This window comes from Micromonospora sonneratiae (assembly GCF_042679305.1).
Classification (GTDB): Bacteria; Actinomycetota; Actinomycetes; order Mycobacteriales; family Micromonosporaceae; genus Micromonospora_H; species Micromonospora_H sonneratiae.
In genome coordinates this window covers 25,399-37,870 of the sequence record NZ_JBHTMP010000045.1, presented here as the reverse complement: position 1 = coordinate 37,870, position 12,472 = coordinate 25,399, and the positions used below count along the sequence as shown (strand labels likewise).

Sequence of the window (12,472 nt, the reverse complement as noted above, 5' to 3'; positions counted from 1 at the left end):
ACTAATCCGGCTCCTGAACTGGGAGGACAGCCGTGACCGCGACCACCTCCGCCGCCCCAACCTCCCCCGCCGCTGCCGCCCCGCTGCCCTACGCCACACTGCTCGGCTTCACCCGTTACGTCGACCGCACCGGCCCGGCCAAGGCCAGTTTCGTCGGCGGCCTGCGCAAGCAGCGAGCCTCCCGCTCGGGCTTCAATCCGCACGGTCAGTTCGTCAAGGCGCTCAAGACCGACATCGCGTTCCACACCGGCGGCACCAACCTGGCCGCGGTCGTCAACGTCGTCAAGCCCAGGTGGCGGGCGCTCTACTCGGCGCTGACCCCCGGCGCGACCCGCTACCTGGAGTCACTCGGCGATCCGGCCAAGGTCCAGCTCGCCCAGACCCGCGACGCGCTCGGCCTGCTCGGCGGCCTCCCCGTGAAGATCAACCCCCACCTCGGGCTGCGCTACGACGACGGTCGCGCCGAGGCGGTACGCCTCTACTTCGACGAGGCGGCCCCGAGCGAGGAGACCGTCCTGGCCACCCTGCACCTGATGGGCCGGCACATGGACCAGGTGCTCCCGCACGCCGAGCCGGTGTTGGTCGACCTGCGTCGCGGCGTGGCACACCGCCCGGCTCCCGGCGTCAAGGGTGCCCAGGTCGAGCAGTGGCTGGCCGGTGAAGCGGCTGCCTTCGCCGCCATCTGGTCGACCGCCGCCTGACCTTTCCCGACAACACACCCGCACAGTCGATGGGGGCCACCTCCGGTTGGAGGTGGCCCCCATCGACTTGCTGCAACAGCTCGGACGTCCGGCAGAAGCTCAGCGACTCGTCACGCCGACCCGGTCGCCGCTGCCCTGGTTCACCCGCCGCATCTCGCGGTCCCGCCACGCCACGCCCAACGAAACCTTGCCGTTGGTACGCATCAGCGAACCCTCGTACAGCCGGGTCCCGGCCAGCAGGATGCCGACTGCGGTGACGATCAGCAGGACGAGGGACAGGATCGGCTCCCAACCGGCCGCGTCCCCGGTGAACATCCGTAGCGGCATCGCGGTGGGCGCGGTGAACGGCACGTACGACATGACCGTCATCGCGAACGGGTTGTCGTGCAGGGCGATCACCGCGAAGAACGGCAGCATGACGACGATCTGCAGCGGCATCGAGGCGCCCCCGATGTCCTCCTGCCGGTTCACCAGGGCACCGACGGCGGCCCACAGCGCCGCCAACATGACGAACCCGGCGACGAAGAACGGCAGGAACCAGCCGATGGCCGGAGCCAGGATAGACAGAAGACTACCGCCGCTGTCCGCGAACCGCATTCCGACCAGCGCCACCACTGCGGTCAGGGCTACCTGCCCCATCGCCAGCAGGCCACCGGCCAGCAGTTTGCCGGCCAGCAGGGCCCGGACCGGGATGCTCGCCACCAGGATCTCCACGACCCTGGTCTGCTTCTCCTCGGTGACGCTCTGGGCGATCTGCACCCCGAAGGTCATGGAGACGAAGAGGAAGACGAACGCGAACACGAACGGCACCAGGAAGGCGACCATCGGGTCCACCGCGTCCGGGTCGAGCAGTTTGACCGGCGGCGCGACGCTCAGCGCACCCACCACGTCACTGGGGGCCTCGTCCATGGCCAGCACCTTCGGGCCGCTGACCACCGCCGCATCCACCTCGCCGTCGCGGACGAGTTGCTCGGCGGTCTGGTCGTCGGCAACCGTACGCACCTCCAGGTCGGTGCCGGCCAACGTACCGGCGACCGATTCGGAGACAGCCACTGTGGACGGACCGCCGTCCACCAGCGACGGCAGGATGGTGCCGACAGCGGCGAAGAGCAGGAAGAACACCGTACTGTAAAGGAAGCTCTTGTCCCGGAGCTTGACCCGGATCTCCCGGACGGTCACCAGGCGAATGGCGGCGAAGGAGTTCACTGGTTCACCTCTCGGAAGATCTCGACAAGGGAGGGGGCGACCGGGCCGAAGGCCCGCACCGGACCACGGGCCAGGGCCGCACGGAGAACCTGTTGGTCATCCGCACCGGTTGCGAGGTCGAAGACGGCGTGGGCACCGTCCAGGTCGACCAGGGTCACCCCGGGCTGGTCGCGCAGCCAACCGGCGTCGCCGTCGACCCGCAGCTCGTACCGGGGCAGGGCGTACGCCGAGCGCAGCCCCTCCCGGCTGCCGGCGGCCCGGATCACGCCGTCGGAGATGATCACCAGGTCGTCGCAGAGCCGTTCCACCACGTCGAGCTGGTGGCTGGAGAACAACACCGGTACGCCCCGGGCGGTGCGCTCGCGCAGCACGGTCAGGACGGTGTCCACGGCCAGAGGGTCGAGGCCCGAGAACGGCTCGTCCAGTACGAGTACGTCCGGGTCGTGCACCAACGCGGCAGCGATCTGCACCCGCTGCTGGTTACCGAGCGACAGCGTCTCCAACTGGTCGTTCGCGCGTTCGGCAATGCCCATCCGGTCGAGCAGGTCGGCGGTGTTGCGCTGCGCGGCCTCCCGGCTCAACCCGTGTAGCCGACCAAAATAGACCAACTGCTCGCGGGCGGACATCTTCGGGTAGAGGCCACGCTCCTCCGGCATGTAGCCGAAACGCTGCCGGCGCTGTCTCGTGAGCGGGGCACCCTGCCAGCGCACCTCACCGGAGTCGGGGGCCAGCACACCCAGGATGATCCGCATGGTGGTGGTCTTGCCGGCCCCGTTGCCGCCGACGAAGCCGGTCATCCGGCCGGCGGTCACATCGAACGAGACATCCCTGAGTACCTGTCTGTCCCCGAAACTGCGGTTGATCGATTCGACCCGGAGCACCTCTGTCATGGCGTCAAGGCTAGGTCTCACCCGGTCCCACGGCGTCCGGCCGACGATTGATCAACTGGGTCCGCCGCGCGGCGGACCCAGGTCATCCGCCAGGGGTAACGACGCCGTGTTCGTACGCGAACACCACCGCCTGCGTACGGTCACGCAGCCCCAGCTTGGCCAGTACCCGGCTGACGTGGGTCTTCACCGTCGTCTCGCCCAGGTACAGCTGGGTGGCGATCTCGGCATTGGTGGCACCGCCGGCCAGCAGCACCAGCACCTCCCGCTCCCGTGGGGTCAACTCCGCCAACCGCGCGTCGTTCCTCGGCACCGCCTCCGGTCGGGCGAACGTGGCGATCACCCGGCGGGTGATCGCCGGTGCCAGCAGTGCGTCACCGCTGGCCAGCACCCGTACCGCGTCGATCAGGTCCTCCGGGGTGCCGTTCTTGAGCAGGAAACCACTGGCCCCGGCCTGGAGGGCGGCGAAGAGATAGTCGTCCCGGTCGAACGTCGTCAGGATCAGCACCGCCGGGCCGGACTTCGCCGCAGCGATCTGCCGTGTCGCCGCCAGACCATCGAGCCTGGGCATCTCCACGTCCATCAGTACGACGTCGGGGTGGGTGCGGGCCACCAGCGCAACGGCCTGTTCGCCGTCGACCGCCTCACCCACCACCTCGATGTCGTCCTCCGTCTCCAGGATGACCCGGAATCCGGTACGGACGAGATGGTGGTCGTCGGCCAGCAGGACCCGGATCGGCCGGTCCGGGCCGAAGGTCGTGTCGGTCATGCCTCCGCTCCCACCCGGGCCAGCGGGAAACGGGCCCGTACCCGGAACCCACCGCCACCGCGTGGACCGGCCTCCAGGTGCCCGTCGTGGGCAGCGACCCGCTCCCGCATGCCGATCAGGCCCAGTCCACCGGCGCCGCTGTTCGGCCCACCTCCACTCCCTCGGCCGTCGTCAAGCACGTCGATCTCCAACTCGTTGGCCAGGTAGCGGATCCGCACGTCGATCATGGTAGCCCCGGCGTGTTTGAGGGTGTTCGTGATCGCCTCCTGCGTGATCCGGTACGCCGCCTGGGACAGCGACTCGGGCAGCGGCACCGGGTCGCCGTACACGCCGTAGGAGGTGGTCAGCCCCGCGTCCCGGACGTTGGCCAGCAGGTCGTCGACCCGTTCGACGCCAACGGTGGCGGGTGCCTCCGTACTGTCGCCGGTCGCGGTGGGCTGGCGCAGCAGGTTGAGCATCCGACGCAGTTCGTCGATGGCGGTACGGGCGCTCTGCTCGATCGCGGAGAGCGCGGTACGGGCCCGGGCCGGGTCCTTGTCCATGACCCGGCGGGTGGCGGCAGCCTGGATCCCGACCACCGACACGTGGTGGGCGACGACGTCGTGCAGTTCCCGGGCGATGCGTACCCGCTCGCCCAGCACCGCCCGCTCGCCCGCTTCCGCCTGGGACCGGCGCAGCTGTTCCGCCTGCACCTGAAGCAGGTGTTCCCGCCGGGCAGCGACCCAGGCGGTCTCCCCGAAGAAGTAGGCGAATCCGAAGATCAGGGCATTGGTCAGTACGGTGCTGAAGATCGCGGCCAGCAGTGGCGGCACCGGTCCGGCAGCCTCGACGAACGCATCCTCCGGAAGGTCGGCCACCGTATTCCAGTAGGCGACGCCGATCCAGGCGAACATCGCGGCGATGACGGTTACCCCGATCCGGCGGGCCAGCCGGTGGTTCCGCCCCCAGCCGACGAGCGTGTAGATGGCAGCGCAGATCGCACCCGACGCCAGTTGCACCTCCGGTGCGGCGCGGACCTGACCACCGATGAACGCCACCGCGATGATCACGGCGGTGGCCTCGGGCCACCGGCGACGCCAGGCCAGGGGCAGCGTCACCGCCACCGACCAGAAGAGCTGCTCCGGCCAGGACGGCGGCGGACCGAGGATGAACCTGCCGGCGCTGGCGGTCAGGGTGAGGTGCAGCAGCGCCACCGCGGCGACCGCCGTTCCGACGACGATGTCGATGCGCTGCTGTTCCCGCGTCGGCATCGGCCGACTCCACTGCTGGCTGCTGTCCAACTCCACTCCTCCGACGAGGGCACCCACCAACGATCTCCCATCGGGCACCGGGTCACCAACACGGAACGAGTGGTCGTCCCGGGGATGGGACGACCACTCGTTCCGTAATCTTGAGGACCCCAATGGCTTCCGGGAGTCCGGGTCACGCTGCGGTTACGTACTTCTCCAGGTCGTCGAGGATCTTCCCGGCGGCGGTGACGCCGATACCGGTCATCCAGATCTCGTCGGGCACCACGTGCGACTTGCCGGCCTTGACCGCGGACAGGCCCTTCCACAGGGTGCCGCCGGTGACCTTGGCCTGCTCGGCGGCGGCCTTCTCGCCGTACGCGGCCACGAAGATGATGTCGCCGTCGACCTCCGAGATCCGCTCGGGGCTGACCTTGTCCATCCGCTTGTCTTCCTTGTTGGCCAGCAGTTGGCGCTCCGGACGGCCGAGGCCGACGTCACCGACCACGATGCCGGAGAACGAGTCCGGCCCGTACACCCGGATCTCGGCCGGCATGAACCGGACGATGGAGATCTTCTTCGCCCCCGGGTCGCCGATCTTCGTGCCCAGGTCCTTGGCCCGCTTCTCGTACGCGTCCAGCAGGTCACGGGCCTGCTGCTCCTTGCCCAGCGCCTTACCGTCGAGGAGGAAGTTCTCCTTCCAGGTGATACCGACCTTCTCCGTGAAGACCGTCGGCGCGATCTTGGACAGCTCGTCGTAGAACTTCTCCTGGCGGAACTTGCTGCCCAGGATCAGGTCCGGCTTCAGCGCGGAGATCGCCTCCAGGTCGGGCTCGGTGAGGACACCGACCTCCTTGATCGGGGTGAGCTGGTCTCCGAAGTAGGTCGGCCAGCCCTTGGCCTCGCCGGCACGAGCCGCGCCCACCGGCACGACGCCCAACGACAGCGCAGTGTCGATCTTGTCGGTGTCGAGCACCACGACCCGCTTGGGGCTGACCGGCACCGGGGTGGTGCCCATGGCGTGGGTGATCGAATGGGTCTCCGCCGCGTCGGCCCCGGGGACGGGATCGCTCTCGGCGCATCCGGTCAGGCCGACACCGACCGCGACGACCGCAGCGAGGGCGGTGACGAGACGGCGCATGATGTTCCTTTCATCAGGGATGGTGTGGTGAGGGCGGGGACGACCATCGGTGCCCCGGTCACCGGGCAGGGCACGACCACACAGTCGAGCCCGAAGACTTCGCGGACCAGCTCCGCGGTGAGGATCTCGCGGGGCGCACCGGCGGCGACCACGGCACCGTCGCGCATGGCGATCAGGTGGTCGGCGTAGCGGGCTGCCTGGTTGAGGTCGTGCAGAACCGCGACGACGGTACGACCACGTTCGACCCGGAGCCGGTGCAACAGGTCCAGGATCTCCACCTGGTGGGCCAGGTCGAGGAACGTGGTGGGCTCGTCGAGCAGCAGCGCATCGGTGTCCTGGGCGAGAGTCATCGCGATCCAGACCCGCTGCCGCTGGCCGCCGGAGAGGGCGTCCACCGGCCGGTCGGCGAGCGCGGCCACGTCGGCCAGGTTCATCGCCTCGGCCACCGCCTCCCCGTCCTGGGTCGACCACTGCCGCCACCACCGCTGGTACGGCTGCCGGCCCCGGCCGACGAGGTCGGCGACGGTGACCCCTTCGGGGACCAGCGGGCTCTGCGGCAGTACGCCCAGACGCCGGGCCACCTCCCGGGTCGGCAGGTCCCGGATCGCCGTACCGTCCAGCAGCACCGTCCCCCGGTTGGGGGTGAGCAGCCGGGCCATCGTGCGCAGCAGGGTGGACTTGCCGCAGGCGTTCGGCCCGACGATGACGGTGAACGCGTCCGGCGGCAGTTCGACGTCGAGTCCGTCGATGACCACCCGGTCGTCGTAGCCGACGACGAGTTCACGCGTGGAGAGCATCACGGGTTCCTCCAGCGAAGGACGCAGGGGTGTGGGAGGTCCGGCCGATGTGCGCCTTCCCAGCCGGCGAGGTCATCAGGTGGCCTTCCGTCGGCCCCGTACCAACAGGAAGAGCAGGTACGGGCCGCCGATGGCCGCGGTGAGTACCCCGGCGGGCAGTTGGGTGGGGGCGAACAGCCGCCGTCCGGCGAGGTCGGCGAGGACGACCAGCACCGCCCCGACCAGCGCGGCGCAGAACATCGGCGGACGTTCCGCCCGGACCAGCCGCCGGGCGACCTGTGGCGCCACCAGGGCCACGAAGTCCACCGCGCCCACCTGGGCGGTGACCGAGGCAGCCGCCAGCACACCGGTGGTGGCCAGGCCGATCCGCCGGGCGGTGGGGCGCAGACCGATCCCCCGGGCCGTGTCGTCGTCGAGCGCGCTGCTGTTCAGTGCCCAGCCGGCCCAGAGCAGCACGGGTAGCAGCACCGCCAGCGTGACCGCGATGTACGCCGCCTCGGTCCAGCCCTTGCCGGCCAGCGTGCCGATCAGCCAGACCTGTGCCCGCATTCCGTCGATCGGATCGGCGGAAAGCATCACGACCTCGGTCAACGCCCGCAGTGCGATCGCCACGGCGACGCCGGCCAGGACGAACCGTTGTGCGGCCAGCCCCTGCCGGGAGCCCAACAGCAGCAGCGCCGCCGCTGCCAGCAGCCCACCGGCCAGTGCGGCCGGCGCGACCAGGGCGGCAGCCGCCCCCGTGGTCAGCGCGATGGTGGCGGCCAGTCCGGCACCCTGGGTGATACCGATGACGTCGGGACTGGCCAGCGGGTTGCGGGCGACGCTCTGGATCAGGGTCCCGGCGACCCCGAAGGCGGCCCCGGCCACCACGGCCAGCACGCTGCGGGGCAACCGCAGGTCGAGCACGACCAGGTCGTACGGAGTACCGGCACCGGAGAGTGAACGCAACACGTCGACCGGTGCCACGTACGGGGTCCCGAGGGAGAGGCTCAGCACCAGGGCGGCGGCCAGCACGATCGTCAACCCGACCGCCACGAACACCGAGCGGCGTCGGATGAGCAGGCTGGCCCCGCCGAGGCGGACCAGGGCGCGGTTCGCCGGCCGTCCGGACGTGTCGGGGTGACGGTCACGGGTCTCGGTCATGCGGTCACCACCCGGGCCCGACGTACCAGGAACACCAGCAGCGGAGCACCGACCAGGGCGGTGACGATGCCGGCGGGGATCTCTCCGGGTGGCGCGATCAGCCGCCCGATGACGTCGGCGGTGAGCAGCAGCACCGGGCCGAGCAGCGCGGAGACGCCCAGGGTCCACCGGTGGTCGGCACCGACCAGGCCCCGGGCCAGGTGTGGCACGGCCAGCCCGACGAAGGCGATCGGCCCGGCCGCCGCGACGCCGGCACCGATGAGCAGTACGGCCGCGGCTCCGCCGCTGAGGCGTACCAACCCGACCCGGTGGCCGAGGCCCCGGGCGACGTCGTCACCGAGCGCGAGGGCGTCCAGCCCTCTGGCGGCCACGGCGGCCAGCAGCAGGCCGACCAGCGCGAAGGGTACGACCTGGGCGGCGACCGAGGTGTCCCGTCCGGCCACCCCGCCGACCACCCAGAACCGGTACTCCTCGAAGGTGCGGGCGTCGATGCTGAGCAGGCCGACCACCACCGCGCCGAAGCTGGCGTCCAGGGCGGCACCGACCAGCGCCAGGGTGACCGGACTGGCTCCGTCGCGGGTGCGGTTGGCGATGCCGAAGACGAGCAGTCCGGCCAGCAGCGCGCCGGCGATACCGAACCAGACGTACCCGGCCAGGCTGCTGACACCGAAGGAGGCGATGGCGACCACCACGCCGAACGAGGCACCGGCGCTGATGCCCATGATCCGGGGTTCGGCCAGCGGGTTGCGGGTCAGTGCCTGGAGCAGGACCCCGGCAACGGCGAGGGAGGCCCCGACGATGAGGGCGAGTATCGTACGGGGCATCCGCAGCTCCCGCACGATGGTGGTGGCCTCGCCACCATCCGGCGCCACCAGGGCGTGCCAGACCTGGGTCGGGGCCAGTGGCTTGCTACCGAGCGCGAAACTGGCCAGTACGGCCAGCCCGAGCAGGAGCAGCGCGCCGACGGCGACCGCCACCCGCCGGGTGCCACGCCGAGTCGGCCGGGTCTTCAGGCCGACCGGCCGGGCCGCAACGGTGGTCACTTGATCTCGTACCCCTCGGATTAGGTTCGGCTAACCTTACGGCCTGGTCAGCGCACTGGTTAACCGGGGATGACGGAACTCACGGCCGCCGATCAGCCGACGATCGGCCGACGATCCCGCCCACCGGATGCCGATCGAGGGATATCGTGGACGCGCCTCACGAAGGGACAGCCATGATCGGTAACGTGCAGTGCGTGGTGCTGGATTGCCCTGACGTCACCGAGCTGGCGGAGTTCTACCGGTCCCTGCTCGGCGGCACGGTCAACCAGCCCGATCGGCGGTGGACCGTCGACGACAGCTGGGCGACCCTGCACACCGGCTCCGGTCTGGTGCTGGCCTTCCAGCGGGTGACCGACCATCGGCCACCCCGCTGGCCCGACCCGGCCCACCCGCAGCAGTTCCACCTCGACCTCGGGGTGCCGGATCTCGATGCGGCCCAACGGGAGGTGCTGGCCATCGGCGCCACGCTGCTCGAATCGGGGGACGACACCCGGGGATGGCGGGTCTACGCCGATCCGGCGGGGCACCCGTTCTGCCTGGTCCGCGAGTAACCGACAGCGGGCCGGCCGTCGGCAGGGCAAGCTGTCGGGGTGGCGGTCGACATCGTGTACGAGACCTCTTCGGTCACCACGGACGACGAGGCTGGACGGGCCACCGGGTGGCGGCCGGCGGTCCTCTCCGCGTACGGCCGGGAGTGTGCCCGGCAACTCGGCCAGCGGCACCGGGACGACGGCCTGACCGGGGTGTTCTGTTCCGATCTCGCCCAGGCGGTGGAGACCGTGGACATCGCCTTTCCCCGGCGGGGTCTCCCCATCCATCAGGACACCCGGTTGCGCGAGTGCAACTACGGAGATCTCAACGGCATCGCGGTCACCGAGCTGGCCGCCCTTCGCCCACGGCACATAGACCGCCCCTTCCCCGGTGGGCAGAGCTACCGCCAGGTGGTCGACCAGACCCGGGGGTTCCTGCGTGATCTGGCTGCCGCCTGGGACGGCAGGCGGGTGCTGGTGGTCGCCCACACGGCCAACCGGTGGGCGTTCGACCATCTGCTCGACGGTGTGCCCCTGGCGGAGCTGGTCGGTGCGCCGTTCACCTGGCAGGAGGGCTGGCGGTACGTCCTACCGTCGGGCAGAGTCGGCCGTCGGCGCTGACCGGGCACGGCACCGAGCATCGGGCGGAGTCGGCCGTCGGCGCTGATCCCGACGCGGCACCGACCGTCGCGGCGGACGTCCGCATCGACCACCGGCGGTGACCACGGCCATGTTTCTGGCCGCGATCACCGCCGGCGACGATTCGATCGGGGCCGATATCAGCAGGTACCGATACCGGACCGGTAGGTGCAGGTGCAGGTGTAGCTGTTGCCGGTCGAGTTGCACACGCACCGCGTGTAGTAGGGCCGCTCACCCGAGCAGTAGCAGTAGGAGCCCCACCAGAACGAGTTGGGGCTACAGGTGGCGGCCGCCGCCGTCACCTTCGGGACGATCGCCCCCAGCACCCGGTCACTGAGTGCTCCGACAAGTCGAAACATGGCCTTCCTCCACTCCAAGAGAGTGCCAACGATCCATCCACGCTAAACGATCTATTAACCTTCGTAACACGCGATCAATTCATAGTTATCGAATCTTGATCATTGTTCGGGTCCGGCTCCGGGCTCCCCGCCGGATCGACCACCGACCCGTCTCACCCTCGCCCCGGTTCGAGCACCAGTTCCCCCTCGGGTTGGTAGCCGGAGGCCTGGAGACGGAACAGGCGGGCGTACTCCCCCTCGGCCGCCAGCAGCACCGCGTGCGTACCCTGCTCGGCCACGACCCCGTCGACGACCACCACGATCTGGTCCGCGTCCCGCAACGAACCGAGCCGGTGCGAGACGAGCACACTGGTACGGCCAGCCCGATGCTGGCGCAGCCGGGTGTGCAGTTCGTGCTCGGCCTCCGCGTCCAGTCCCGCACTGGGCTCGTCGAGGATCATCAGGTCGCCCCGGTCCCGCAGGAAGGCCCGGGCCAGCGCCAGCCGCTGCCACTGGCCCCCCGACAGACGGATCCCGGTTTCCGGGTTGCCCTGGTCCGACTCCCCGAAGAACAGTCGGGTCAGCAGGGTGTCGTAGCCGCGCGGCAGCGAGCTGAGCAGGTCGTGGACCCCGGCCCGGCGCGCGGCGGTGTGCAGGCGTTCCGGGTCGTCGAGCACCGACAGGTCGCCCAGGGCGATGTTCTCCCGCGCGGTGAGGTCGTACTCCATGAAGTCCTGGAAGACCGCACCGATGCGCTGGCGCAGCTGGGCGGCGTCCACCGTACGGAGGTCGACGCCATCCCAGGTGATCGAGCCCCGGGTCGGGTCGTAGAAGCGGCACAGCAGCTTCACGATGGTGCTCTTGCCGGCACCGTTGAGCCCCACCATGCCGGTCGCCACCCCCGCCGGGATGCGCAGGTCGAGCCCGCGCAACACCCAGGGATGCTCGTCTCCGTAGCGGAACCACACGTCGCGGAACTCGATCCCCTCACTGAGCACCGGCAACTCGACCGGCCGGGCCGGCACCGGAAGGTCCGGCGCGGCGTCGACCACCGCCACATAGTGGTTGAACAGCAGCAACTGCTCGTGCGCCTGCGCCACCGAGTTGATCAGGGCGTTGACCCCGCTCTGCACCCCGGCGACGGCGGCGATCACCATCGACACGTCACCGATGCTGAGTTGACCCGACCGGGCGGCGTGGATGGCCCAGATCAGCGCGGCACCCGACACCGCCGCTCCGAGCACCGCCAGGCCCCCCTGGACCACCAGCACCCGCCGGTCGACCCGCCGCCGGGCACGGTTGGCGGTACGGCGCTCGGCCAGCATCCGGCCGCGCAGGAATCCCCCCACACCGAACAGCCTGATCTCCTTGGCCGCGTGGACGCTGTCCAACAGGCCCCGGTAGAACATCTCCCGGCGTTCGGCCGGTCCGATCTGCCACAGCACCCCGGCCCGCCGCCGGGCCAGCGCCAACTCGGCAGCCAGCACGGGTACGGCGGTGAGCAGCACCAACACCGTGATCATCGGATTCAGCAGGCTCAGCGAGCCGATGAAGCCGACGAGCGTGGCCGCGCCCCGCAGCAGGCCGAAGCCGGCCTCCACCACCTGCGCGGGTGTCGCGGCCCCCTGCTGGGCCAGCCGCAGCCGATCCAGGAAGACCGGATCCTCGAAGTTGGCCAGCCCGACGAACCGCTCCACCGCCCCGTACAACCTGTCCTCGGCGGCCAGCGCGACGGCCCGATCGATCTCCGCTCGCAGATAGTTGCCGAGCTGGGGCAGCATCGCCATCGCCACCCCGGCCAGCGCCATCAGCACGGCTGGACCGGCCACCCCCGCTCCGGCGTCGTCGGCGGTGAGCCGGTCGATGACCAGCTTCAACAGCCAGGCGGTCGCCACCGGGACCCCGGCCGTGGTCAGTGCGACCAGTCCGTACGCGATGGTGGCCAGGGGCGCGGCCCGCCAGGTCAGGCGGGCCGCCATGGCTGCCGCGACCAGCAGTTCGCGACGCCCGGGCCGGGCGCTGACCGGCCCGCTGTCGTCCACGGTCACCTGT

13 protein-coding genes are annotated in these 12,472 nt (G+C 70.4%); 3 read left to right on the top strand and 10 right to left on the bottom strand.

Features of this window, described 5'->3' with window-relative positions; translation table 11 throughout:
* Positions 1 to 32: 32 nt before the first annotated feature.
* A complete protein-coding gene (locus ACFQ4H_RS24700) occupies positions 33 to 701 on the top strand; it encodes a hypothetical protein (RefSeq protein WP_377574669.1) in 669 nt (222 codons plus the stop codon).
* A gap of 99 nt (positions 702 to 800) precedes the next feature.
* Here ACFQ4H_RS24700 and ACFQ4H_RS24695 read toward each other — a convergent pair whose 3' ends face one another.
* The 8 genes from ACFQ4H_RS24695 to ACFQ4H_RS24660 form a co-directional block, all read right to left on the bottom strand.
* The gene (locus ACFQ4H_RS24695) at positions 801 to 1,907 is read right to left on the bottom strand and encodes an ABC transporter permease (protein ID WP_377574666.1); all 1,107 of its coding nucleotides are present in this window, start codon (positions 1,905 to 1,907) and stop codon (positions 801 to 803) included.
* Positions 1,904 to 2,797, bottom strand: a complete 894-nt coding sequence (locus tag ACFQ4H_RS24690) for an ABC transporter ATP-binding protein (protein WP_377574663.1) — start codon at positions 2,795 to 2,797, stop codon at positions 1,904 to 1,906. Before ACFQ4H_RS24690 ends, ACFQ4H_RS24695 begins: the two co-directional genes overlap by 4 nt.
* An 82-nt stretch (positions 2,798 to 2,879) precedes the next feature.
* Positions 2,880 to 3,563: a response regulator gene (locus ACFQ4H_RS24685; RefSeq protein WP_377574660.1), complete on the bottom strand. Its 684-nt coding sequence runs from the start codon at positions 3,561 to 3,563 to the stop codon at positions 2,880 to 2,882.
* A complete protein-coding gene (locus ACFQ4H_RS24680) occupies positions 3,560 to 4,849 on the bottom strand; it encodes a sensor histidine kinase (RefSeq protein ID WP_377574721.1) in 1,290 nt (429 codons plus the stop codon). The genes ACFQ4H_RS24685 and ACFQ4H_RS24680 overlap by 4 nt, the downstream gene beginning before the upstream one ends.
* 136 nt (positions 4,850 to 4,985) lie before the next feature.
* Entirely contained in the window at positions 4,986 to 5,930 is a 945-nt protein-coding gene (locus ACFQ4H_RS24675; protein ID WP_377574658.1) for an ABC transporter substrate-binding protein, read from the bottom strand.
* A complete protein-coding gene (locus tag ACFQ4H_RS24670; RefSeq protein ID WP_377574655.1) occupies positions 5,876 to 6,727 on the bottom strand; it encodes an ABC transporter ATP-binding protein in 852 nt (283 codons plus the stop codon). Before ACFQ4H_RS24670 ends, ACFQ4H_RS24675 begins: the two co-directional genes overlap by 55 nt.
* A gap of 75 nt (positions 6,728 to 6,802) precedes the next feature.
* Positions 6,803 to 7,870, bottom strand: coding sequence for a FecCD family ABC transporter permease (locus ACFQ4H_RS24665; protein WP_377574652.1), 1,068 nt, complete (start codon positions 7,868 to 7,870; stop codon positions 6,803 to 6,805).
* The gene (locus ACFQ4H_RS24660; protein ID WP_377574649.1) at positions 7,867 to 8,913 is read right to left on the bottom strand and encodes a FecCD family ABC transporter permease; all 1,047 of its coding nucleotides are present in this window, start codon (positions 8,911 to 8,913) and stop codon (positions 7,867 to 7,869) included. The genes ACFQ4H_RS24665 and ACFQ4H_RS24660 overlap by 4 nt, the downstream gene beginning before the upstream one ends.
* A 173-nt stretch (positions 8,914 to 9,086) precedes the next feature.
* Between ACFQ4H_RS24660 and ACFQ4H_RS24655 the strand changes: the two genes are divergently transcribed.
* Complete coding sequence (locus tag ACFQ4H_RS24655) at positions 9,087 to 9,464, top strand: VOC family protein (protein WP_377574647.1); 378 nt, start codon at positions 9,087 to 9,089, stop codon at positions 9,462 to 9,464.
* A gap of 39 nt (positions 9,465 to 9,503) precedes the next feature.
* Positions 9,504 to 10,064, top strand: a complete 561-nt coding sequence (locus ACFQ4H_RS24650; protein ID WP_377574644.1) for a histidine phosphatase family protein — start codon at positions 9,504 to 9,506, stop codon at positions 10,062 to 10,064.
* Positions 10,065 to 10,222: 158 nt separating this feature from the next.
* Here ACFQ4H_RS24650 and ACFQ4H_RS24645 read toward each other — a convergent pair whose 3' ends face one another.
* Both ACFQ4H_RS24645 and ACFQ4H_RS24640 read right to left on the bottom strand, forming a co-directional pair.
* The gene (locus ACFQ4H_RS24645; protein WP_377574641.1) at positions 10,223 to 10,441 is read right to left on the bottom strand and encodes a hypothetical protein; all 219 of its coding nucleotides are present in this window, start codon (positions 10,439 to 10,441) and stop codon (positions 10,223 to 10,225) included.
* A gap of 152 nt (positions 10,442 to 10,593) precedes the next feature.
* Positions 10,594 to 12,468 carry an ABC transporter ATP-binding protein gene (locus tag ACFQ4H_RS24640; RefSeq protein ID WP_377574639.1) on the bottom strand — a complete coding sequence of 625 codons (1,875 nt, stop codon included), beginning with the start codon at positions 12,466 to 12,468 and terminating at the stop codon, positions 10,594 to 10,596.
* Positions 12,469 to 12,472 lie beyond the last annotated feature (4 nt).

What these genes read in the sequence shown, in the direction of transcription:
- ACFQ4H_RS24690 (WP_377574663.1), bottom strand. Translation starts at nt 2,797, where the DNA reads ATGACAGAGGTGCTCCGGGTCGAATCGATCAACCGCAGTTTCGGGGAC.
- ACFQ4H_RS24685 (WP_377574660.1), bottom strand. Translation starts at nt 3,563, where the DNA reads ATGACCGACACGACCTTCGGCCCGGACCGGCCGATCCGGGTCCTGCTG.
- ACFQ4H_RS24675 (WP_377574658.1), bottom strand. Translation starts at nt 5,930, where the DNA reads ATGCGCCGTCTCGTCACCGCCCTCGCTGCGGTCGTCGCGGTCGGTGTC.
- ACFQ4H_RS24670 (WP_377574655.1), bottom strand. Translation starts at nt 6,727, where the DNA reads ATGCTCTCCACGCGTGAACTCGTCGTCGGCTACGACGACCGGGTGGTC.
- ACFQ4H_RS24665 (WP_377574652.1), bottom strand. Translation starts at nt 7,870, where the DNA reads ATGACCGAGACCCGTGACCGTCACCCCGACACGTCCGGACGGCCGGCG.
- ACFQ4H_RS24655 (WP_377574647.1), top strand. Translation starts at nt 9,087, where the DNA reads ATGATCGGTAACGTGCAGTGCGTGGTGCTGGATTGCCCTGACGTCACC.
- ACFQ4H_RS24645 (WP_377574641.1), bottom strand. Translation starts at nt 10,441, where the DNA reads ATGTTTCGACTTGTCGGAGCACTCAGTGACCGGGTGCTGGGGGCGATC.